Origin of the sequence: Pseudomonas sp. HY13-MNA-CIBAN-0226 (genome assembly GCF_040310305.1) — a bacterium.
GTDB lineage: Bacteria > Pseudomonadota > Gammaproteobacteria > Pseudomonadales > Pseudomonadaceae > Aquipseudomonas > Aquipseudomonas gregormendelii.
In genome coordinates this window covers 59,498-82,773 of record NZ_JBEOPS010000004.1, presented here as the reverse complement: position 1 = coordinate 82,773, position 23,276 = coordinate 59,498, and the positions used below count along the sequence as shown (strand labels likewise).

Sequence of the window (23,276 nt, the reverse complement as noted above, 5' to 3'; positions counted from 1 at the left end):
TTTATCGCTGGCAATCTGACAATAAGGAGAGGGTCGCCATGTTTCTTTCTGCCTTGGAACTTCGCAACATCATTGAAAGCAGTTTCCTGCCTAAACGCTGTTTATGTACGTTATCGCCTGACCTTTCCATGACCATCAAAGTGTTTTCCGACGGCGTGACGGATCAGGTCGACCTGGTTAAATCCGGTATAGACGCCAGCCATCTTAACGGCAGGCGAGAGATCAACGAGCTGATTGCGGGGCTGCGCTCCGATATCGATCTCCATGCACACAAGCAAACGCTGCACCCGGACCGCAAGGCGCTTTAATCTCTGACGATCATCGCCGGCGATCTGACTATTACTAAAGGGTCTGGCCTGACAACAGGCCAGACTCTTTGTCGTCAGTTCTGCAAGCTGCAAGCATCCGACAATTTGCGATAGCTGATTTGCGCAGGTTGCCCGGCGTTGTCGATGTATTTCATTTCAGCCGTCACCACTTTGCAGTCCAGGGTCGAAGGTTCGGTCAGGGCGATCACCTTGGCGACGTGCAGGGGCATCCCGTAATGGTAGGGCACCGCTTGGCTGGTACCTGCGTCATTGGCATGGGCGATGCCGGCCCAGGAAATGCTGGCAAGGGTAGTGGCGAGCAATATCGTTTGAATTCTCATGAGCATACTCCAGCGCAGACAAAGGTCAGCTCGACCATCAGGATCGAGCGGTCCGCACTGGGCTGTCAGGCAAGCTGCAGGCGTGCGGTCCAGTCAATTATTGGACCGCACAGTTAAGCGATGGTTAACCTCGCCGTATGCCACCTGTCGGCTGGAGGCTGCTATTTCAGGTTTATTGCAGCTGATGCCGATACGGCAAGTCCGGCCCGGTCCTGGTGCACGTCAGCGCCGCTGCGCGCACCGCAAACCTGAGCATTGCATCAGTCTGCTCGCGTCCTAATTGTTGCAATCCCTGCACCGAATCCAGTTGCTGCTCCGTCAGCCAGGCGATCAACGCCGCCTGGAAGGTATCGCCGGCACCGACGGTGTCGGCAATCTCCACGGCGCAGGCCGGTACCGACCAGGCGCCGTGTCGACGACTGAACACCGTCGCACCTTCGCCCCCGCGAGTCAGGAACACCAGCTGACAGCGATGCTCCAGCCACCCCTGGATCACCCGCTGCGGGTCCTGTTCGGGATATAACAGGCTCAGGTCCTCGTCGCTGACCTTGATCAGGTCGGCATGTTCGACCAGCATCGCCACTCGCGAGCGCCACAGTTCGATGTTTGGCTCTGGATTGAGCCGCACATTCGGATCGAGGCTGATCAAGCGCTTACCGCTTTCCCTGCGCACCAATGCCAGCAGGGTATCGGCAACCGGCTGTACCACCAGCGAGTAGGAGCCAACATGCAGGCCGCGTATGTAGGCCGGCAGCAGCGGAAGATGGTCGAGGCGCAGCTGCCGGTCAGCACAACCTTCGCCCCGGAAGCTGTAATGCGGCGAGCCATTGGCGCCCACGGCGACCATCGCCAGGGTTGTGGGCGCCGCGAATTCCACCACGAAGTCCGTAGCCACACCCTCGTCCTGCAACACCTGCTGCAAACGCTTGCCCAGGTAATCGCTCGACAGCCCGGCAAACAGCGCGGCCTCTACGCCCAGCCGGCGCAAACCCACGGCCACATTGAACGGCGAACCACCGGCAATGGCCTTGAAATTCACTTTGGACGCCAGGCCACTGACGTCTTCTTCACTGAAAAAATCGAACAGCGCTTCGCCACACACCAGATACATGATTATTCACTCTTCAAAGGGTTGCGACATGCTGTCGGTAACGTTTGTACGTCGTGCCCTCGACCACCCGAAGTCTCACTCGGGTTACTGAGGCTGACGGTTTTTCGCTTCGATCCACTGCGACATGTACTGAGTGCTCTTGTGCTGGTGATGGCGCAGCATGCTGCCGGTAAAGTTGTCGCGCCGGATTGAACCCAGGTTTCGACGGCATTCTTCAATTCGGGTGATCAGTGCGGGGCCATGTTGCGCCTGGCGATAGCGCTGCCCGAGCAGGTGAAGGCCTTTGGCCTGTGCGGCCAGCCAGCAGGTGCGGTCGTTGTGCAGTTGTACCGCGCTGTCGGCAAACGCCTGGGCCGTGCGGGTAATTGCACCTGGCCAGGGTTCCAGGCCGTGCATGCCTTCTGCCCCCACTGGTGTTGTGACATTCGGCGTGCCGCACAGCATCGCATCCACCAGCTTGCCCTTGATACCCGCGCCAAAGCGCAAGGGAGCCAGGCACACCCTGGCCGCAGACATGACTTGCAAGGCATCCTCGGCCCAGTTCATGACATGAAAACCCTGGGCGGCGTTGTGCAGTGCGGTTGCCTTGGGCGGTGTGTAAGCCCCATAGATGTGCAGCTGGGCAGCGGGCAATTGCTGGCGAATCAACGGCCAGATCGTAGTCTTGAGCCACAGCACTGCATCCCAGTTCGGCGCATGCCGGAAGTTGCCGATGCTGAGAAAATGCGCGCGGTCTTCGAAGCGAGTCGATGGCCGGGTGGGCACATCGATCATCAGCGGACACCAGTGCAACAATTCACGGGGCACCATGAACTGCTGCACCAGTAACTCGATCTCCACCTCGGAGATCATCAGCGTCAGGTCGCAACGATAAATGGCAGCAAGCTCACGCTTGGCCAGGTCGGCATCGGCCATGAGTTCGAATTCCTGCCGTAACGCGGGGGCAAACAATTCGTTGAAGTCTTGGAGGTCAGCGTTGGCCTTCAAGCGCTCCTTGAGGCGTTGGTGCCTGGCGTGACGCAGGCTCTGCAGGTCTGAAGTTTCCAGCACTCGCAGTGCATTGGGGCAGTGCTTTTCTACCCGCCAGCCGAATTGTTCTTCCATCATGAACTGGTCGAACAGCACGACATCCGGGGCCAGCTCACTGACAAACGCGTCGAAACTGCTGTTGTTGAGTTCGATCGGCACCTGGCGAATGCCCAGGGCGGTGAGGTCAGCCGGGTGCTCGCCAGCACCTGCCGGGCTGCTGAACGTAATGTCCCAGCCCTGTTGCAGGAAGGTTTCGAGGATTTGCATCACATGGCCGCTGGCCGCCGAGGAGCGGGGCTCGGGCCAAACGTAACCAATCACCAGGACTTTGGCTGCGCGGGGCTGACTCATTGAGGGTGGTTCCTTGAAGCGGGCAGGGGGGCATGCGGAAAAAGCGCGCAATTAAAGCACAGTCCGCAGCGATCCTGGCGCTATGAGGGTTTAGCTGGCGGCCTGCAGGATGCCCTTGACCTTGTCCCGCAGCGCATCGATCGAGAACGGCTTGCCAATCAGGTGCATGCCCTCAGGCACATCAATGTTTTCGGCGTAACCGCTGGCAAACAGGATCGGCAAGCGGGCACGCAGCTGACGCGCCTTGTCGGCCAGCTCACGCCCGTCCATGCCCGGCAGGCCAACATCAGTCATCATCAGATCGATGGTTTGCCCGGCGTTGGCCAGGAACGCCAGCGCCTGTTCGCCGCCATCAGCCTCCAGCACCTCGAATTCCAGTTCCTCCAGTACATCGACGATCAACATGCGCACGATGTCGTCGTCTTCGACTACCAGGATGATGGACGCGGCGGAAGACATAATAGGGTTCCCAAAGATTGAAATGGCGTTGGCCGGTCGATCAGATTCGCCGGAGTCTTGCTTGAGTAAACGGCGGGACCCGACAAGTTCCCTTCGTGCTGAAAAAAGAATAGCTGCTCAAGCGCGGGAAGGATAACCGCTCCTTGGTTCTGGAACAGCTGAATGTAGGATATTGCTGAAATACCCGTCAGAAAATTGGATCAATATGCCCGTTATGGGGCAAACTCCCTGTTTTTTAACAGTTCGACAAGGCTCCCACATGACCTCTGCGTCTTCGGTAGATGAGCAACGATTCCGTAAACTCCTGAGTCGCAACGTCAGCCTGCCATTGGGTGTGGGCGTTCTCAGTGCGGTGTTCTTCGTGTCCCTGATCCTCTATCTGTTGTCAACCATCCAGTGGGTGGAACATACCGATCGGGTGATCAATAACGCCAATGAAGCGGTGAAGCTGACCGTCGATCTGGAAACCGGGATGCGCGGCTATCTGCTCAGCGGTGACGAGAAGTTTCTCGAACCCTATGAAACCGCACGCCCGCGAATCAAGGTGGCTCTCGACACCTTGCTGGAACTGACCAGTGACAACCCGGTACAAACCGATCGCCTGCGTCGCCTCGAGGCGCTGCAGGCTGAATGGGCCGGCTACGCGCAATCGATGATCGATTTGCAACGTTCCAGTGGTGACTACCGTGCTGCGGTCAAGGCCGGGCGCGGCAAACGCCTGACCGATGAAATACGCAAGCAGTTCGAAGACGTGATCGAGATGGAACAGCAGTTGCGCGCCTCGCGCAATGAAGAGGTGCGTCGCACCACCATCTGGAGCATTGCCCTGTACTTGCTGTTCGTCGCCGGGATCAGTGCGCTGCTGGCCTATATAGGCCGCCGCGATCTGCTCAACCTGTCGCAAAACTACGCCGCCAACCTGGCCGCGCAGCAGTCCAGCGCCAATCGTCTGGAGCAGCAGGCCTGGCTGCGCAATGGCCAGACTGAACTCGCCGAACAGGTACTGGGGCAGCTGTCGCTAAACGTGCTGGGGCGCAATATCCTGCAGTTCTGCGCGCAGTACCTCGGTTCGGCGGTGGCGGCTATCTATGTACGCGAAGAGCACGGTGGCCTCAAGCGTATTGCGTCCTACGGGTTTTCCCGGGAACAGGAAGAGCGTGAGCACTACATTTATAGCGATGAAGGGATTGTCGGGCAGGTGGCGCAACGGGCCGAGGTGATTCGCCTGGACCAGGTGCCCGGTGACTACTTCAAGGTCAGCTCCGCCCTGGGCGAAGGGCTGCCGCACAGTGTGTTGGTGGTGCCTACCAGCGACGATGAGCGGGTCAATGGCGTGATCGAGCTGGGCTTTCTGCGCCCGCTCAGTGACCGTGACGTCGAGTTGCTGGAGCTGATTGCCGGCAACATTGGCACCTCGATCGAGGCCGCGCGCTATCGCCAGCGCCTGCAAGAGGTGCTGGCCGAAACCCAGCAACTCAATGAAGAGCTGCAGGTTCAGCAGGAAGAACTCAAGACCGCCAACGAAGAGCTCGAAGAGCAGTCGCGCATCCTCAAGGAGTCCCAGGCACACCTGGAAACCCAGCAGGTGGAGCTGGAGCAGACCAATGAACAGCTGGCCGAGCAGGCGCAGATCCTCGCCGATCAGCGCGACGCCATGGACCAGAAGAACACCGAGCTCAATCTGGCTCAAACGCAGCTGGAAGAGCGTGCCGAGGAATTGCAGCGTTCGAGCAAGTACAAGTCCGAGTTCCTCGCCAACATGTCCCATGAGCTGCGCACGCCGCTGAACAGCTCGCTGATCCTGGCCAAACTGCTGGCGGAAAATCCCCAGGACAACCTCAGCGCCGAGCAGGTCAAGTTTGCCGAGTCGATCTATTCGGCAGGCAACGATCTGCTGCACTTGATCAACGACATCCTCGACATTTCCAAGGTCGAGGCCGGCAAGCTGGAAATGCTGCCCGAGAACACCAGCGTCGCACGCCTGGTGGACGGCTTGCGCGGGATGTTCCAGCCGCTGGCGACGCAAAAGAAGCTGGATTTCCAGATCGAGCTGCAAGACGGTTCGCCGCTGATGATCTACACCGACCGCCAGCGCCTGGAGCAGGTGATCAAGAACCTGCTGTCCAACGCCGTGAAGTTCACCGAGAGCGGCACGGTCAGCCTTACTGTTACCGGCATGCCGGATGATGGCATTGCATTCGTCGTGCGCGATTCCGGGATTGGCATTGCCGCCGATCAGCAGGAAAGCATCTTCGAAGCCTTCCGCCAGGCCGACGGCACCACCAACCGGCGCTACGGCGGCACCGGCCTGGGGCTGTCGATTTCCCGGGATCTGGCCGCATTGCTCGGCGGTTCCATCAGCGTCACCAGTGAACCGGGGCAGGGCAGCGTGTTCACCCTGGTGCTGCCGCAACAATATGTCGAGCCAGGTGAAAGCCCTGTCTCGCCGGTAGCTCCGGCGCCCGTGGCGGTCTCGCACAAAGTCGCCGCGCCGCCTGCGCTGGCACCGCTGATTGCCCCGATCGACATCCCAAGCTTCAACGATGACCGCAGCAAGGCGCCGTTTGCCACGCGTTGCATCCTGGTGGTGGAGGACGAGCCGAATTTCGCTCACATTCTTTACGACCTGGCGCATGAGCTGGGCTATCAGTGCCTGGTTGCCCATGGCGCCGACGAAGGTTACAACCTGGCCAGGGAGTACATCCCGGACGCGATCCTGCTGGACATGCGCCTGCCAGACCATTCCGGCCTGACCGTGCTGCAGCGCCTCAAGGAGCACGCAGACACGCGGCATATCCCGGTGCACGTGATTTCGGTAGAGGATCGAGTGGAAGCTGCCATGCACATGGGCGCCATCGGCTACGCCGTCAAACCGACCACCCGTGAAGAGCTCAAGGATGTTTTCGCCCGCCTGGAAGCCAAGCTGACCCAGAAGGTCAAGCGCGTTCTGCTGGTGGAAGATGACGACCTGCAGCGCGACAGCATTGCCCGCCTGATCGGCGACGAAGACATCGAGATCACCGCAGTTGGCTATGCCCAGGAAGCGCTGCAGCTGCTGCGCACCACCATCTACGACTGCATGATCATCGACCTGAAGCTGCCGGACATGCTGGGCAATGAACTGCTCAAGCGCATGTCCACCGAGGACATCTGCTCCTTCCCGCCTGTGATCGTCTACACCGGCCGCAACCTTACCCGGGATGAAGAAGCAGAGCTGCGCAAGTACTCGCGCTCGATCATCATCAAGGGCGCGCGCTCACCGGAGCGTTTGCTGGACGAGGTGACACTCTTTTTGCACAAAGTCGAATCGCAGCTGTCCCATGAACGGCAGAAGATGCTCAAGACCGCCCGCAGCCGCGACAAGGTCTTCGAGGGTCGCAAAGTGCTGTTGGTGGACGACGACGTACGCAATATCTTCGCCCTCACCAGCGCGCTCGAGCAAAAAGGCGCAGTCGTGGTCATTGGCCGTAACGGCCGTGAAGCGATTGAAAAGTTGAATGAAGTCGAGGACATCGATCTGGTGTTGATGGACGTAATGATGCCGGAGATGGACGGCTTTGAAGCCACCATCGAGATTCGCAAGGACCCGCGCTGGCGCAAGCTGCCGATCATTGCGGTGACGGCCAAGGCCATGAAGGATGATCAGGAACGCTGCCTGCAGGCCGGCTCCAATGATTACCTGGCCAAGCCCATTGACCTGGATCGCCTGTTCTCGTTGATTCGAGTGTGGTTACCTAAGATGGAACGCATTTAGTGCCAGCCAATACCGAAATCGAATTGCGGCTGCTGATCGAGGCCATTTACCTCAAGTACAGCTATGACTTTCGCGACTACTCCGGCGCTTCGATCAAGCGCCGGGTGCAGCACGCGTTGGGGCAGTTCGAATGTGCGACCATTTCGGCGCTGCAGGAGAAGGTCCTGCACGACCCGACGGCGTTCATGCAATTGCTGCAGCTGCTGACCATCCCGGTCAGCGAGATGTTTCGCGACCCCTCGCACTTCCTGGCCATTCGCCAGGAAGTGGTGCCGTTGCTCAAGACCTACCCCTCAATCAAGATCTGGATCGCCGGCTGCAGCACGGGGGAAGAAGTCTATTCCATGGCGATCCTGCTGCGCGAAGAAGGCTTGCTCGACCGCACCATCATCTACGCCACCGACATCAACCCGCGTTCTCTGGATAAAGCCAAGCAAGGCATCTTTTCCATGGAAAACGTGCGGGCCTACACGGCTAACTACCAGAAAGCCGGTGGCCAGCTTTCGTTCTCCGAGTACTACACGGCCGCCTATGGCTACGCGATTTTCGACAAGTCGCTGTGCGAGAACGTGACCTTTGCCGATCACAGCTTGGCCACTGACAGTGTGTTCTCAGAAACTCAATTAATTTCATGTCGTAACGTGTTGATTTATTTCAATAAAAAACTTCAGGATAGGGCTTTTGGCCTGTTTCACGAGTCCCTGTGCCACCGCGGCTTCCTGGTGCTGGGCAGCAAGGAGACACCGGAGTTTTCAGCCTTCGGCAAGCAGTTCGAACCCTTGGTCAAACAAGAACGGATCTACCGCAAATCATGAGCCATTCTTCGATTGAAGCCATCGTGATCGGTGCCTCTGCAGGCGGGGTCGAAGCCTTGCTGAACATTCTCAGCCCGCTGCGCGCAGGCTTCATGCTGCCGATCATCATCGTGTTGCACCTGCCGGATGCGCGCCGCAGTCATCTGGCCGAAGTGTTCGCCCGCCGGGTCTCGATGCCGGTGCTGGAAGCAAGTGACAAGACGCCGGTAGTGCCGGGCACGCTGTATTTTGCGGCGCCCGGTTATCACCTCTCGGTGGAACAGGACCGGACCTTCTCCCTGAGCCTGGAAGATCGCGTGCACCACTCGCGCCCGGCCATCGATTACCTGTTCGAATCGGCGGCCGATGCCTATGGCGTCAACCTCGCTGCGGTGCTGTTGACCGGCGCCAACCGTGACGGTGCCAGCGGCCTGGCACAGGTCAAGCACCGGGGCGGCCTGACCATCGTCCAGGATCCACAAGAGGCGCAGGTGGCCACCATGCCGTTGGCTGCATTGGCCACCCACCTGCCGGATCACATTCTTCCCATTCACGGCATCGGCCGTCTGCTTGTCGAGCTGGAACGAATCGCATGCTAAGTAATATTCAAGCCAAACTGCTGATCGTCGACGATCTGCCGGAGAACCTGCTGGCGCTCGAAGCGCTGATCAAGCGTGAAGACCGCATGGTCTACAAGGCCTTGTCCGCCGACGAAGCCCTGTCCCTGCTGCTGCAGCACGAGTTCGCCATGGCCATTCTCGACGTGCAGATGCCCGGCATGAACGGCTTTGAACTGGCCGAGTTGATGCGCGGCACGGAAAAGACCCGGAATATTCCGATCGTGTTCGTCAGCGCCGCCGGTCGAGAGCTCAATTACGCGTTCAAGGGCTACGAAAGCGGGGCGGTGGACTTCCTGCACAAACCGCTGGATATCCATGCGGTCAAGAGCAAGGTCAATGTGTTCGTCGACCTGTATCGCCAGAGCAAGGCGATGAAGCAGCAGGTCGAGGCGCTTGAGCAAAGCCGTCGCGAGCAGGAAGCGCTGCTGCAGCAATTACAAAGTACCCAGCTGGAACTGGAGCAGGCGGTGCGCATGCGCGATGACTTCATGTCGATCGTCGCCCACGAAGTGCGCACGCCGCTCAATGGCCTGATCCTGGAAACCCAGCTGCGCAAGATGCACCTGGCCCGGGAAAACGCCGCCGCTTTCACCCTGGACAAGATGCACGCCATGGTCGATCGCGACGAACGGCAGATAAAAAGCCTGATCCGCCTGATCGAAGACATGCTGGATGTTTCGCGGATTCGTACCGGGAAACTGTCGATCCGCCCAAGCCGCTTCGATCTCTCGGCGCTGGTGCGTGGTTTGCTGCAAAACTTCGCCCCGCAAATCGACGCGGCCGAGTCGTCGGTTTCCCTGGATGCCGATGAACCGATAGAGGGCTATTGGGATGAATTTCGTATCGAACAAGTGATCTCAAACTTGTTGACCAACGCTTTAAGGTACGGCGCCAAAAGCCCGATCGCCGTGAAGGTGTACAGTGAGAACGGTCAGGCGCGGGTAGAAGTGCAGGATCAAGGGATCGGCATCGGTGAAGAAAACCAGAAGCGGATCTTCCAGCAATTCGAGCGCGTCACGGCCAAGCATGCCGTCGCCGGCCTGGGCCTGGGCCTGTTTATTTCAGAACAGATTGTGACGGCCCACGGCGGTACCATTACGGTCGAAAGCCGGATTGGCGAAGGCGCCCTGTTTCGCGTTTGTCTGCCGCTGTAGGAAATCAGCCAGATAAACGCAACCTCTGGTCGACCCCACGGTCGTATCAGCAGCTATTGACCGAACAAAGGCTTCCCATGAGTGAAGATGCGCAAGATGTAGTACTTGTCGTCGAGGATGACCCCTCGATATTGATGGTGTTGTCCGCTTATTTATCGGGCGAGGGCTACCGCGTGCTGCAGGCTGAGAACGGCGAGGAGGCCTTCGCGATCCTCGCGAGCAAACCGCACCTGGACATGATGATCACCGACTTCCGGCTGCCCGGTGGCATTTCCGGCGTGCAGATTGCCGAGCCCGCAGTAAAATTGCGACCGGAACTGAAGGTGATCTTCATCAGCGGCTACCCGCAGGAAATCCGCGAGACCGACAGCCCGATTACCCGCAAGGCACCCATCCTGGGCAAACCATTCGATCTGGATGTGTTGCAGGAATTGATGCGGGACATGCTGTCGTAGAAGCTGCGAAGACACCCCGCAGCAGCTGCGTACGACCTGCGTAGGAGCTGCGTAGGAGCTGTCGAGTGAAACGAGGCTGCGATCTTTTGATCTGAAATAATCCAGCGCGATCCCTCGATCCCGAAATCAAAATCAAAAGATCGCAGCCTTCGGCAGCTCCTACCGGTCACAAACCGGCCAAACCCGGTCAAACCCGGTCAAAGCGGGTCAAGCCAAGCCAAAACCGGTCAAAAAAGCCTGCAGGCTCAAATATGGGTCATCTCCCGCACCTTCGCCGTCAACAGGTCGAAGGTGAAGGGCTTGGTGATCATCTGCATCCCAGGGTCAAGAAACCCGCCACGCACCGCCGCGTGTTCTGCGTAACCGGTAATGAACAACACCTTGAGATCCGGCCGGAACTGCCGCCCGATCTCCGCCAGCTGCCGCCCGTTCATGCCAGGCAGCCCGACGTCACTGATCATCAGGTCGATGCGTTGCGTCGAGTCGAGAATCGGTACTGCGCTGTCTGCGTCGCCGGCTTCCACATAGGCGTAGCCAAGATCGCTCAGGACCGTGCTGACGAGCACTCGCACCGCCGGATCATCTTCAACGATCAACACTGTCTCGCCGTTTCGCGCGTAGGGCGCATGAGGTGCATCCACCGGCAAATACTGTGGCACATCACCGCCAAAACGCGGCAGGTACAGGCTCACGGTAGTGCCCGCACCCACTTCACTGCTAATGGCCACATGACCCCGAGACTGCTTGCTGAAACCATAGATCATCGACAGGCCCAGTCCCGTGCCCTGGCCGATGGGCTTGGTGGTGAAGAAGGGGTCAAAGGCCCGGCTGATGGTGCTTTGTGGCATGCCGCAGCCGTTGTCCGTGACGCTGAGCATCACGTAGTCGCCCGGCGCCAGATTGGCATGGGCGTCGGTAAAGGTCGCATCCAGGTGTTCGTTGCGAGTCTTGACCACCAGCTTGCCGCCGTTGGGCATGGCGTCCCGGGCATTGATGACGAGGTTGAGCAGGGCGCTTTCCAGCTGATTGGGATCGGCCTCGGCCACCCACAGTTGCTGATCCAGCTGCATGTCCAGCTGAATGCTTTCGTCAATGCTGCGCTGCAACAGCTCGCCCATGGAGACCACCAGGGCGTTCATCTCCACCGGTTTGGAATCCAGCGACTGGCGGCGTGAAAACGCCAGCAGTCGGTGGGTCAGGCCGGCGGCGCGATTGGCCGAGGTCACACCCAGGTCGATCAAGCCGTCCAGGTCGTCCGTGCGACCACGGGCCAGACGCCGGCGTAACAGCTCCAGGCTGCCAATGATCCCGGTCAACATGTTGTTGAAGTCGTGAGCAATGCCACCCGTGAGCTGTCCCACGGCTTCCATTTTTTGCGACTGGCGCAGGACTTCTTCGTTATGGCGCAACTGCGCGGTGCGTTCCTCAACCTGCTGTTCCAGGGTTTCGAGGGTATTCTGCAGGCGTAGCTCGCTCTGACTCAGGTCGATCAGCCGGTCCCTGGCTTCGTACTGTCGTCGGCGCCCGCGCAAGGCGGTGGTGACCAGGCTGATCAAGGTCACCGGATGAAAAGGACGCTCAAGGAAGGTCACGTTGCCCAGTTGCGGGCTGAAACGCGAAGCGGGGTTTTGCTCGGGGCCCCCATGATGAGTCATCAATACGATGGGCAGATCCGACCATGCCGGCTGTTGCTCGATCAGCCCCACCAGGGGTTCGAGATCGCCGCCCAGCAAGGCCTCAGAAGAAATCAGCAACAGCCCGGCACCCAGCACAAGCTCACTGCACAGGGACGTCAGGTCGCGGGTGATGACCCCGGTGAATCCGGCTTCGTTGAGCATCATCAGGGCGATCTGGCTGTCACGTCCCAATGGCGCGAGAATGATCGCGCGCTCGGACTTTGCGACCTGAGCCGTCACGGGGCTTCGTCCCCGAGTAACGGCTTGCGGGCGCCCATGTAGGTAGGTACGCCGCGCAGAACACCCTGGAAAGCATCGAGCGGCTCGCCGATGGTCATGCCCTTGCCGCTGATACGGTATTCGCGGATGGTGGATTCGTGGCTGCCGGTGCGCTTCTTGATGATGGAGATCGCGCGGCGAACCTTGCCCAACGCTTCGAAATAGCGCAGCAGGATCACCGTGTCAGCCAGGTAGGTAATATCGACGGGGGCCTGCATGTCGCCTACCAGGCCGTGCTGGGCAACGGTCATGAACGTCGCGGCGCCCCGACGGTTGAGGTACAGCAACAACTCGTGCATGTGCAGGACCAGGGCATTTTCTTCCGGCATGGCGGCCTGATAGCCGTTGATGCTGTCGATGACCACTGTCTTGATTCCGCGTTCATCCACGCAACGGCGCACCCGGTGGGAAAATTCGCCGGGGGACAGCTCGGCCGCGTCGACCTGCTCGATCATCAGGTTGCCGGTGTCCTGCAGGGCCTTGAGGTCAATGCCCATGTTATTCATGCGCTCGAACAACAGCCCCAGTTCTTCGTCGAAGATAAACAGCGCGGCCTTTTCCCCGCGCAGCACAGCCGCTGCCGCAAAGATCATCGAAATCAGCGATTTGCCCGTACCGGCGGGGCCAAGGATGAGGGTGCTGGAGCCGGTTTCGATGCCGCCGCCGAGCAGGGCATCAAGCTCTTTAATGCTGCTGGTCATTTGGGTGCGGATGTACTTGCCGCGGTGTTCGGCCGCCACCAGACGGGGGAAGACATGCACGCCGTCACCCATGATGGTGAAGTCGTGGAAACCTCCGCGGTACTTCTGGCCGCGGTATTTCACCACACGAATGCGCCGGCGTTCGGCGCCGTAGTTGGGCGTCAACTCTTCCAGGCGAATGACCCCGTGCGCGACGCTGTGCACGGTCTTGTCCAGGGATTCGGTAGTGAGGTCATCCAGCAGCACTACGGTGGCGTCGTAGCGCACGAAGTAATGCTTGATGGCGAGGATCTGCCGACGATAGCGCAGCGAGCTCTGGGCCAGCAGACGGATCTCGGAGAGGCTGTCCAGTACAACGCGGGTCGGCTTGACGCGCTCGACCACTTCAAAAATCTGCCGGGTCGCTTCGCCAAGCTCCAGGTCGGAGGAATACAGCAGGCTTTGCTGATGTTCGGCGTTGAGCAGGCTTTCCGGAGGTGTCAGCTCGAAGATGTGGATGTTTTCGTCCAGTTCCCAACCGTGGGACAACGCGCCCTGACGCAACTCTCGTTCGGTTTCCGAAAGTGTGATGTACAACGAGCGCTCGCCGGCTCGAGCGCCGGCCATCAAAAAATGCAAAGCAACGGTGGTTTTGCCAGTACCGGGTTCACCCTCCAGCAAAAAAACGTGTCCGCGGGACAAGCCACCGGCCAGGATGTCATCCAGACCTTCGATACCGGTAGCGGCCTTTGCGCTGAACAACTCGTTAGATGTAGACAAAAAAAGCCCTCTCATGACTAGGGGAAGCGAGGCCGCAGGCCTGAAATGCCTGCTCGGACTGCCTGATCACTTGACCTTGTGCCATCACGGCGGTTCCACACTATTTGCGGTTTTGGCGTATTTTGGGCTTTAACGAGTTGTGGGTTATTCAGGATTTAGGGCTTTGGCACGTTGTTGGGTATGCAGGGTTGTGAGAGCAAAGCTAACGTTGCTTCTACTGGACCCGACTTGCCTCAAAGCCCCTGCTGCAACGCCGGATCATCCGGGTTCATCTGCTCAAGCTGAGCCAGCAGAATCTGCACATTCTGCAACTGCCCGCTTTCCTTCCAGTAATTGATCAACAACACCCGGGCCCGACGATCGGCGGGATTGCGCTCGACTATTTCCTGCAACTGCTTCTGCGCCGCTTCCAGTTCCTGCTCATCGTGCAACGTGGTAGCCAGGTCGTAGCGGTAGTCCTTGTTATCCGGTTCCAGCTCTACCGCCTTGGCCAAACCCAGAACGGCATATTCACTCTGCCCGTGATGCAGCAACCACATTCCGAGGGCATGCTGCAGGTAAGCCGAATCCGGCTGGGCTTTCAACTGCTTGGCCAACAGCAGCCGGGCGGCGTCGCTCTGGCCTTGCCTGTCCAGTACGTCGATTTGCATCACCAGCGCCGGCAGATTGGTGGGGGCCAGTTGCAGAGCGTTCTCCAGCGCCTGCTGCGCCTCCTTCAGGTCACCGTTATGCAGATGAAGCAGAGCTAGCTGGTAATAATTGTCAGCGCTGGGCGGTTGCGCCTGCAGATCCTTCTCCCAGACATCGATGGCCTGCTCCAGCGGCCCGAAATACAAGCCAAGCTCATCCGGGGACAGGCCGAGCAAGGCATTTACCGCGGCATAACGCACCTGCTGTTCGCGGTCATCGAGCAATGGCCCGATCAACAGGCTGCGCTGGCCATTGGGCACCAGGGCGCTGATGCTCTTGATGGCAGCCACACGCACCTTCGCCGATTCGTGTTGCAAGTCGGCATCCGCCAGTTTGAGGGCGACCGAGCTTGGGTAGTTAGGCAGTTCGGCGTGCAGCCAGATTCGTCGTTTATCGGAGATGTCGGGGCGCGCCAGTTGTTGATAGAGCACCCGCGCAGCGCCGGGTTTGCCGGCTCGGGCCTGCTCCAGCGCTTCGCTGTAACCCCGCTTGATCGCAGGCGGGACGTCGGGGGTGGTGCTGCGCAGGAAGAACCAGGCCAGCACAACGGCGAACAGCGCGCAGAGGCTGATGATCAGGTAGCGGCGTGACTGGGGCATGCAGGAATCCATTGCTGACAAGCTTGTGCAAAGCCGTCAGCTTCGGTCAGGCAGGGCCTGGAGTCAAACCCTGACGCGTGCTAATGAAATGCATCGACAGACTGCCCCCAGTGACTACGCTTGCAGGGACAATACTGGTCGAGCGCATCCATGCAGCCGCTGCTTCAATATTTCAAGGCAATGTTCAACCCCGGGCCAGGGGTGTTGGTGTTCGCCTTGAGAACCATCGCCGCCGGCCTGCTCACGCTGTACCTGGCGTTCCTGTTCGACCTGGACCAGCCAAAATGGTCGATCATGGCGGTGGTCATCGTCAGCCAACCCCTGGGCGGCATGACCCTGGCGCGCAGTTTCGGCCAGGTCATCGGTACCACCCTGGGCGCCGTGGTCGCCGTGCTGATCATGGCGATTTTCCCCCAGGCGCCGCTGCCATTCATTCTGACCCTGGCCTTGTGGCTGGCCCTGTGCACCGCAGGGGGGACGTTGTTGCGCTACACCAGTTCCCAGGCCTTCGTGCTCAGCGGTTACACCGCGGTGGTAGTGGCCTTGCTCGCCGTACCCGAGCCGGATGGCATCTTCCTGCTGGCGGTAACCCGTGTCACCGAGACCTTGCTGGCGGTGGCGTGTGTCTGCGTGGTGAGCCTGCTCACGGCGCGCCCGGAGTCAGTCGCCCGGGATTACTTCACCCGGATCGACCAGGTCATCAAGATGCTCGCCACCCACGCCGCCGCTGTTATCCGCACCGAGGAAAGCGAGGACGATTTCCATCGTCGGCAAATGCAGTTGTTGGGCGAAATCAGCGCCCTGGAAGGCGTGCGGCGTCATCTGTATTTCGACGCGCCGCGGCTGCGCAGTGCCAACGCCCTGGTGCAACTGCTGGGTAACCAGCTGGTGCTGCTGACGTCACGCCTGACTGCTCTGCGGCACCAGCGGCTGCTGCTGACCGAACGTTGGGAGGGCGAATTGCCGGAAGAAATACTGCAGATTCGCGCCGAAGAACTGACATTCCTCGACGAACTTGCTTTGCAGGGCCGTTCGCTCGCGGCCGAGTCTCGCCAGCATTTCATCTTGTTGCAGCACCGCTTCGATGAGCTTGCCTATCGCGCCGAGCAACTGACCGAGGCCATGCCGGCGACGTTGCGCTCGCTGGCCTGGTCGCTGCGCTGGGAACAGGCACGCCTGCTTGAGCAGCTGGGGCAGATTCTGGAGCTCAGCGATGCGATTCAGGAGGAGCGCCGCGCCAGCTCGGTGTTCCGCGGGCAGAATAACCCGTTGCACCTGGATTTCACCCTGGCGGCCATGAACGCGGTGCGGGCCTTTACAGCGTTGGTGGTGGCCGGTCTGATCTGGATCGAGACGGGTTGGGACGGCGCCCGCGGAGGGATGGTGCTGGTCGGCATTCTCTGCTCATTGATGGCGACATTCCCGCGGCCGCTGTTGGCCGCGCAGAGTTATGCCCGAGGGCTGGGATTGGCACTGGTGGTGTCAGCGCTGTATCAGTTCATGCTGGTGCCGATGATCAGTGACTTCGAAATGCTCGCGCTGTTGCTGGTGCCCTTGCTGTATGCCGTGGCGGTGGGTTTGGCCAGCCCGCCCACTACCGGCACCGGGATCGGCCTGGGGTTATCCACCTTCCTTCTGCTGGGGCCGCAGAACGCGGGGATCGGCCAGAATACGGCCATCCAGTGGTTCGAATTTGCTGGCGCGTACATGTGCGCCACGGCGCTGGCATTGAGTGTCTATGCGCTGATTTTTCCCTTCCGGCCAGCCTTGCGCATCCGCCGGCTGTACTTAGAGAATCGGGCGCAGGTGTATGCCTTGTTGAAGGCCGCGGCCAGCGACGAACAGCAATTCGCCTTCGAGAGCCGCATGGTCGACAGGGTCACCATGATGCTGGGGCTGCTGCCCGCCGCGAGCGACAAAGACTCCAGGGCATTTTTCGAGTTCAGCCTGGGCTGCATGGCGTTAGGCGTGGCATTGAACCAGCTGCGACAGCAGGGGCAGGGCAACAGTTTGCTGGACGAAGAAGTGCAAAGTCGCTTGCTGGCCACCGTGCGCGAGACCGGGCGGCTGATCGCAGGGCGCCAGGGTATTGAACTGACTGCCGTGCTCGGTAGCCTGCACCAACTCGGTGATTATCTGGACACTCTGCATTCGGGTGCCCATGAACATTTGTGGAGCGTGTTCCGTATGCGCGTTGCGCTGTTGATTGTGGTGTCGTTCCTGGAGCGCCACTCGGCGCATTTTCAAACGGTGGACGTGGAAGGAGTAGCTGATTTTGCCCATTGATCTGGAAGTAGGCGGCGTCTATCTGCCGCCAATCGCCCAGGCCCTGCTGCTGGCCCTGCCGGTTTTTCTTGCCTTGGACTGGGCCCTGCGGCGCATGGGGGTGCTGCGCTTTGTCTGGCACGAGGCGCTGTTCGAAGGCGCATTGTACGTGTGCGTGTGTGCCGCCCTGATACTGGTGATGGGAGCCTGACACCTTGAAAAAATTACTGCCCCGTCTAACCACCCTCGCCGTAGTGCTGCTGGCCTTCTTACTCGGCTGGTTTGCCTGGAATCACTACACGCGTGCGCCCTGGACCCGTGACGCGCGGGTGCGTGCCGACGTGGTCACCTTGTCGGCCGACGTAGCAGGGCGCATCGTCAGCCTTGGCGTGCAGGACAATCAACATGTTGCCAAGGGCCAGCTGCTGCTGGAGATCGACCCGGCGCGATACACCCTGGCCGTTGAACATGCCAGGCGTGCGGTAGAAGTATCCAAGGCCACCCTGGGGCAATCCGAGGCGGCGATCGTGTCCAGCGAGGCATTGCTCAAGCAGCGTGAGAGTGAGGAAAGACGCCGGCGCAAGCTCAAGGAAGGGTTCGCGATCTCGGGTGAGGAGTGGGAGAAATCCAGTACCGAGGTGGCGGTGGCCAAGGCCGAGCTGCTGCGCAACCAGGCTAACCTGGGCTTGGCCCAGGCCAATGTGCAACTGGCAATTGCGGCGCTGACCCAGGCCGAACTCGACCTGCAACGCACCCGCGTGGTGGCACCGGTGAGTGGCTATGTGACCAACCTGCTGACCCGCGAGGGTGACTATGCCCCGGCGGGCGGCGCGTTACTGGCGCTGGTGGACAGCGATTCCTTTTATGTCGCGGGTTATTTCGAGGAAACCAAATTGCCGCGCATCCAGGAGGGCGACCCCGTGAAGATCGAATTGATGAGCGGCGAGACCTTCGCTGGCACGGTGCAAAGCATCGCCTTCGCCATCGCCGACCGGGAAAACCTGCCAGGTGGGCGTCTGCTGGCCAACATCAACCCGAGTTACACCTGGGTAAAACTGGCACAGCGGGTGCCGGTGCGCATAGGGATTGATCCTGCCTATGCGGCAAAAAACCGCCTCCGGGCGGGGACAACCGCGACCGTGACCGTGCTGGAGAACACCCGACAACAGGCGCGATAAAAGCTTGCGCAATTGATGGGTGGGCCGCCTTGAGTGTGCCTCCCACCTACCTGCCAAACGCGCAAAAAAAACCCCACGACCGGATGAGGCGCGGGGTTAAACAATCGGTTGGTTGCGGCCAACCAAAGGGGCTCTTGAAGCGGTTACTGACTGGCGACCGTCTCCGGTGCCCAACCGCCGCCGAGGGCCTTGTAGATCGCGACGATGCCGCGATACAGATCGACCTCGGCCTGGGCCTGGGTATCTTCTGCTGCCAGGCGCTCACGCTGCGCGTCGAGCAGCACGAGGAAGTCGGCCGTGCCTTCGCGGTAACGGATTTGCGCCAGGTCGGCGGCCGCACGGCTTGATTCACTCTGACGAATCAACGAAATCAGGCGCTGTTGGCGTTTGCCATAGTCGCTGAACGCATTTTCCGATTCTTCCAGTGCCAGCAGCACCTGCTGTTCATAGGTCGCCAGCGCGCCTTCGGCATCAGCATCGGCACCGCGCAAACGGGCGCGCACGCTGCCCAGGTCGAACGCCGCCCAGGTAATACTTGGGCCCAGCGCCCAGGCGTTGGCCGCTGCGGAGCCGATCTGCGAACCACGCCCGGCGGTAAAGCCAAGGAAGCCGCTCAGACTGACCCGGGGGAACAGATCGGCCTTGGCCACGCCAATCCGCGCAGTGGCCGACGCCAGCCGGCGCTCGGCACTCAGGATGTCGGGACGGCGTTGCAACAGCTCTCCCGGATCACCGATCGGCAAAGCCTTGGCGATGGCGGGCAGATCTTTGGGGCCTAGATCGACACTCAATTTGTCCGGGCGCTCCCCGAGGAGAGTGGCAATGCGGTTTTTCTGCCGCACCTGCTCGGCTTGCAACTGCGGCACGCTGGCTTCAACCGATGCCAGGCGTGCATCGGCCCTCTCGACATCAAGCTGATCACCGACGCCGGCATCACGCAGGCTGATGGTGATCTTGCGCGACTCTTGCTGATTGTTCAGGTTGGCCAGGGCTATCTTTTCTCGCAGCTGTGCGCCGCGCAGCTGACCGTAGGAATCGACCAGCTCGGCAATCATGGTGACTTGCAGCTGGTACAGATCGGCCTCGATCCCTTGCTGTTCAGCATCGGCCGACTCCAGGTTGCGCTGGATGCGGCCAAACAGATCAATCTCCCAGGCCATGTCCAGGCCCAGGTCGTAACGTTCGCTGTTGACCCGGCTGGTGGTCTGGCCTGGAATCTGCCCCTTGCCAAGGTCGCTGCTGGCGCGGCTGGTGATGGTGGGCATGGCGTCATTGCTGACATCGTCACGAATCGCCCGGGCGGCTTTCCAGCGCGCAAAAGCCACTCGCAAGTCGCGGTTGCCTTGCAGCGACTGGACCACCAACTGGTTGAGGGTCGGATCTTCAAATTGCTGCCACCAGATGCCTTCGAAACGCGAGCGGTCGAAGTTTTTCTGGCCGCCAGTACCTTCGGTCGCCGCCGTGATATGGGCCGGCTCCGTCGCAGGCGTCTGATAGTCCGGGCCTACGGCGCAGGCGCTCAGGGCCAGCACCAGCAGGCTCGGCAGGAAGGCTTTCAGGCTCATTGTTGCGCCTCCAGTTTCAGGGCCTTGGCCGCTTTGCGTTGTTCGCCGCGCTCCACGAAATTACGAATCAGCACATAGAACACCGGCGTCAGCAACAGGCCGAAGAAGGTCACCCCAAGCATCCCGGAGAACACCGCGACACCCATGGCGTGTCGCATTTCGGCGCCAGCACCACTGGAGAACACCAGCGGTACCACACCCATGATGAACGCAAAGGAGGTCATCAGGATCGGCCGCAGACGCAGGCGGCAGGCTTCGAGCACCGCCGCCAGCGGGCTCATGCCTTCCTCCTGTTTATCCTTGGCAAACTCGACGATCAGAATCGCGTTCTTACAGGCAAGCCCCACCAACACTATCAAGCCGATCTGGGTAAAGATGTTGTTGTCGCCGCCGGAGGCAATCACACCGACAATCGCCGACAGCAGGGTCATTGGCACGATCAGAATCACCGCCAGAGGCAGGCTCCAGCTTTCGTACTGCGCCGCCAGTACCAGGAACGCCAGCAGTACGCACAGTGGGAACACGAACAGCGCGGTGTTGCCGGACAGAATCTGCTGGTAGGTCAGGTCGGTCCATTCGTACGTCATGCCGTTCGGAAGTTCTTCCTTGAGCAGTTTTTCGATGGCTTTTTCCGCTTGTCCGGAGCTGTAGCCCGGGGCTGCCGCACCGTTGATCTCAGCGGTAATGAAGCCGTTGTAGTGCATGACGCGGTCCGGCCCCGAGGTGTCGCTGACCTTGATGAAGGTCGCCAGCGGGATCATTTCACCCCTGTTGTTACGCACTTTGAGCTGGCCGATCTGATCCGGTTCGAGGCGGAACTGCTGTTCGGCCTGGACGTTGACCTGATAGGTGCGACCAAAGCGGTTGAAGTCGTTGGCATACAACGAACCCAGGTAGATCTGCAGGGTGTCGAAGATGTCACTGACCGCCACGCCGTGGGTCTTGGCTTTTTCCCGGTCGATGGCTGCATCGACTTGCGGCACGTTCACGGTGTAGCTGGTGAACAGGCCGGCCAGTTCCGGCACGTTGTGGCTCTTGTTGATGATGTTCATGGTTTCCTTGTACAGCTCGTCGTAGCCCAGGTTGCCCCGGTCTTCGATTTGCAGGCGGAAACCGCCAATGGTGCCCAGGCCTTGTACCGGTGGCGGCGGGAAGATCGCCATGTAGGCTTCCTGGATCCCGGCGAACTGGCCGTTCAAAGCACCGGCGATGGCGCCGGCAGACATGCTTGGGTCCTTGCGCTCGTCGAACGGTTTGAGCGTGACGAACACAATGCCGGCGTTCGGGCTGTTGGTGAAACCATTGATCGACAGGCCAGGGAAGGCAACCGCACTGTCCACGCCAGGCTGTTTCAGGGCCAGATCGGACATGCGCTTGATCACGTCTTCAGTGCGATCCAGGCTCGCCGCATCCGGCAGTTGTGCAAATGCCACCAGGTACTGCTTGTCCTGGCCGGGTACGAAACCGGTCGGCGTGTTGGCGAAACCGAAGAACGTCAGCACCATCAGGCCGGCGTACAGGATCAGGGCAATACCGCTGCTGCGGATAACCCGCGCCACTGTGCCGACATACCCATGGCTGGCCTTGTCGAAGAAGCGGTTGAATGGACGGAACAACCAGCCACCGAACAACTTGTCGAGACCCCGGGAGAAGCGGTCTTTGGGTGCGTCATGGCTCTTGAGCAATACCGCCGCCAGCGCCGGCGACAGGGTCAGCGAGTTAAACGCCGAGATCACCGTCGAGATCGCAATGGTCAGGGCGAACTGTTTATAGAACTGCCCGGTGAGGCCGGAAATGAATGCCGCCGGAATAAACACCGCACACAACACCAGTGCCGTGGCGATGATCGGCCCGGTCACTTCGCGCATGGCACGCTTGGTGGCCTCGACGGGGGTCAGCCCCAGTCCGATATTTCGCTCGACGTTCTCCACCACCACGATGGCGTCGTCCACCACGATACCAATGGCCAGCACCAACCCGAACAACGACAGGGCGTTGAGCGAGAAGCCGAATAAATGCATGACCGCAAAGGTACCGATCAGCGATACCGGCACCGCCACCAACGGAATGATCGAGGCGCGCCAGGTTTGCAGGAACAGGATCACCACCAATACGACCAGGATCAGTGCTTCGAACAGGGTGTGAACCACCGCCTCGATGGAGCCTCGCACGAAGATCGTCGGGTCATAGACGATGCTGAAGTCCATGCCTTCCGGGAAGTTTTTCTTCAGCTCCGCCATCTTGTCGCGGACCTGGTTGGAGATTTCGATGGCGTTGGAACCAGGACGCTGGAAAATCGGAATCGCTACTGCCGGTTGATTGTTCAGCAGTGAACGCAGGGCGTACTGGCTGGAACCCAATTCAACCCGGGCGATGTCCTTGAGGCGGGTGATCTCACCGTTGTCCCCGGAGCGAATGATGATGTTCTCGAACTCTTCCTCGGACACCAGGCGACCCTGGGTATTGACCGACAACTGGAACGCCGTGGCATTCGGTGCGGGCGGGGCGCCCAGGGCACCGGCTGCCACCTGGCGGTTCTGCTCGCGAATGGCGGTAACCACATCGGTGGCCGTGAGGTTGCGCGAAGCCGTCTTGTTCGGATCGAGCCAGACCCGCAGCGAGTAGTCGCCCATGCCGAACAGCTGCACATCACCCACACCGCCCAGGCGCGCCAGCTCATCCTTGATGTTGAGCAGGGCATAGTTGGACAGGTACAGCATGTCGTAGCGTTTGTCCGGCGAGGTCAAGTGCACGACCATCGTCAGGTCGGGTGAAGCCTTGTCTACGGTGATACCAATGCGCGTCACTTCCTCGGGAAGTTTGGGCTCGGTACGGGTGACGCGGTTCTGCACCTGCACCTGCGCATTATCCAGGTCGGTACCCAGGGCGAAGGTGATGGTCAGGGTGATCTTGCCATCGGCGGTCGACTGCGAGGACATGTACAGCATGTTCTCGACGCCGGTGATGGCTTGCTCCAGGGGAGCCGCCACGGTCTCACCGATGACTTTGGGGTTGGCACCAGGGAAGTTGGCGCGCACCACGACGGTCGGCGGTACCACTTCCGGGTATTCGCTGATGGGCAACTGGAACAGCGAGATCGCACCGGCAATCAGGATCAGCAGCGACAAAACCGCTGCGAAAATCGGCCGGGATATGAAGAATTGGGAAAAATTCATCGGAGTTGTCGT

At 60.1% G+C, this 23,276-nt stretch carries 18 protein-coding genes; 9 read left to right on the top strand and 9 right to left on the bottom strand.

Annotation, left to right across the window (positions count from 1 at the left end; translation table 11 throughout):
- The first annotated feature begins 38 nt into the window (after window positions 1-38).
- Window positions 39-308 carry a DUF1652 domain-containing protein gene (locus tag AAEZ05_RS05710; RefSeq protein WP_122840505.1) on the top strand — a complete coding sequence of 90 codons (270 nt, stop codon included), beginning with the start codon at window positions 39-41 and terminating at the stop codon, window positions 306-308.
- A 74-nt stretch (window positions 309-382) separates the two neighbouring features.
- On the opposite strand, the gene AAEZ05_RS05705 is transcribed toward AAEZ05_RS05710, so the two are convergent.
- From AAEZ05_RS05705 to AAEZ05_RS05690, 4 genes are all read right to left on the bottom strand, one after another.
- Entirely contained in the window at window positions 383-649 is a 267-nt protein-coding gene (locus AAEZ05_RS05705; protein WP_045061166.1) for a DUF2790 domain-containing protein, read from the bottom strand.
- A gap of 172 nt (window positions 650-821) precedes the next feature.
- Window positions 822-1,760: a carbohydrate kinase family protein gene (locus AAEZ05_RS05700; RefSeq protein ID WP_350646785.1), complete on the bottom strand. Its 939-nt coding sequence runs from the start codon at window positions 1,758-1,760 to the stop codon at window positions 822-824.
- 84 nt (window positions 1,761-1,844) lie between these two features.
- Complete coding sequence (locus AAEZ05_RS05695; RefSeq protein WP_350646784.1) at window positions 1,845-3,140, bottom strand: glycosyltransferase; 1,296 nt, start codon at window positions 3,138-3,140, stop codon at window positions 1,845-1,847.
- 90 nt (window positions 3,141-3,230) lie between these two features.
- Complete coding sequence (locus AAEZ05_RS05690) at window positions 3,231-3,599, bottom strand: response regulator (RefSeq protein WP_045061169.1); 369 nt, start codon at window positions 3,597-3,599, stop codon at window positions 3,231-3,233.
- A 259-nt stretch (window positions 3,600-3,858) separates the two neighbouring features.
- Here AAEZ05_RS05690 and AAEZ05_RS05685 point away from each other — a divergent pair, with 259 nt between their 5' ends.
- From AAEZ05_RS05685 to AAEZ05_RS05665, 5 genes are all read left to right on the top strand, one after another.
- Window positions 3,859-7,353 (top strand): response regulator, encoded by a 3,495-nt coding sequence (locus tag AAEZ05_RS05685; RefSeq protein ID WP_350646783.1) that lies wholly within the window; start codon window positions 3,859-3,861, stop codon window positions 7,351-7,353.
- Complete coding sequence (locus AAEZ05_RS05680) at window positions 7,353-8,168, top strand: CheR family methyltransferase (RefSeq protein ID WP_350646782.1); 816 nt, start codon at window positions 7,353-7,355, stop codon at window positions 8,166-8,168. The genes AAEZ05_RS05685 and AAEZ05_RS05680 overlap by 1 nt, the downstream gene beginning before the upstream one ends.
- A complete protein-coding gene (locus AAEZ05_RS05675; RefSeq protein ID WP_350646781.1) occupies window positions 8,165-8,746 on the top strand; it encodes a chemotaxis protein CheB in 582 nt (193 codons plus the stop codon). Before AAEZ05_RS05680 ends, AAEZ05_RS05675 begins: the two co-directional genes overlap by 4 nt.
- Window positions 8,740-9,921 (top strand): hybrid sensor histidine kinase/response regulator, encoded by a 1,182-nt coding sequence (locus AAEZ05_RS05670; RefSeq protein ID WP_350646780.1) that lies wholly within the window; start codon window positions 8,740-8,742, stop codon window positions 9,919-9,921. The genes AAEZ05_RS05675 and AAEZ05_RS05670 overlap by 7 nt, the downstream gene beginning before the upstream one ends.
- A 77-nt stretch (window positions 9,922-9,998) precedes the next feature.
- The gene (locus AAEZ05_RS05665) at window positions 9,999-10,376 is read left to right on the top strand and encodes a response regulator (protein WP_045058360.1); all 378 of its coding nucleotides are present in this window, start codon (window positions 9,999-10,001) and stop codon (window positions 10,374-10,376) included.
- A gap of 245 nt (window positions 10,377-10,621) precedes the next feature.
- On the opposite strand, the gene AAEZ05_RS05660 is transcribed toward AAEZ05_RS05665, so the two are convergent.
- The 3 genes from AAEZ05_RS05660 to AAEZ05_RS05650 form a co-directional block, all read right to left on the bottom strand.
- Window positions 10,622-12,292 carry an ATP-binding protein gene (locus AAEZ05_RS05660; protein ID WP_350646779.1) on the bottom strand — a complete coding sequence of 557 codons (1,671 nt, stop codon included), beginning with the start codon at window positions 12,290-12,292 and terminating at the stop codon, window positions 10,622-10,624.
- The gene (locus AAEZ05_RS05655) at window positions 12,289-13,791 is read right to left on the bottom strand and encodes an ATPase domain-containing protein (RefSeq protein WP_350646778.1); all 1,503 of its coding nucleotides are present in this window, start codon (window positions 13,789-13,791) and stop codon (window positions 12,289-12,291) included. Before AAEZ05_RS05655 ends, AAEZ05_RS05660 begins: the two co-directional genes overlap by 4 nt.
- Window positions 13,792-14,024: 233 nt before the next feature.
- Complete coding sequence (locus tag AAEZ05_RS05650; protein ID WP_350646777.1) at window positions 14,025-15,080, bottom strand: tetratricopeptide repeat protein; 1,056 nt, start codon at window positions 15,078-15,080, stop codon at window positions 14,025-14,027.
- 150 nt (window positions 15,081-15,230) lie between these two features.
- Here AAEZ05_RS05650 and AAEZ05_RS05645 point away from each other — a divergent pair, with 150 nt between their 5' ends.
- From AAEZ05_RS05645 to AAEZ05_RS05635, 3 genes are read left to right on the top strand one after another with little or no spacing between them, the layout of a single operon-like run.
- On the top strand, window positions 15,231-17,366 hold the full coding sequence (locus AAEZ05_RS05645) for an FUSC family protein (RefSeq protein WP_350646776.1): 2,136 nt from the start codon (window positions 15,231-15,233) through the stop codon (window positions 17,364-17,366).
- The gene (locus AAEZ05_RS05640) at window positions 17,356-17,556 is read left to right on the top strand and encodes a DUF1656 domain-containing protein (protein ID WP_045058365.1); all 201 of its coding nucleotides are present in this window, start codon (window positions 17,356-17,358) and stop codon (window positions 17,554-17,556) included. The genes AAEZ05_RS05645 and AAEZ05_RS05640 overlap by 11 nt, the downstream gene beginning before the upstream one ends.
- Before the next feature lie 4 nt (window positions 17,557-17,560).
- On the top strand, window positions 17,561-18,523 hold the full coding sequence (locus tag AAEZ05_RS05635; protein ID WP_205892590.1) for an HlyD family secretion protein: 963 nt from the start codon (window positions 17,561-17,563) through the stop codon (window positions 18,521-18,523).
- Window positions 18,524-18,666: 143 nt separating this feature from the next.
- Here the strand turns inward: AAEZ05_RS05635 and AAEZ05_RS05630 are convergent, their stop codons facing one another.
- A complete protein-coding gene (locus AAEZ05_RS05630; RefSeq protein WP_045058367.1) occupies window positions 18,667-20,088 on the bottom strand; it encodes an efflux transporter outer membrane subunit in 1,422 nt (473 codons plus the stop codon).
- Complete coding sequence (locus AAEZ05_RS05625; protein ID WP_350646775.1) at window positions 20,085-23,264, bottom strand: efflux RND transporter permease subunit; 3,180 nt, start codon at window positions 23,262-23,264, stop codon at window positions 20,085-20,087. The genes AAEZ05_RS05630 and AAEZ05_RS05625 overlap by 4 nt, the downstream gene beginning before the upstream one ends.
- Between the last annotated feature and the right edge of the window lie 12 nt (window positions 23,265-23,276).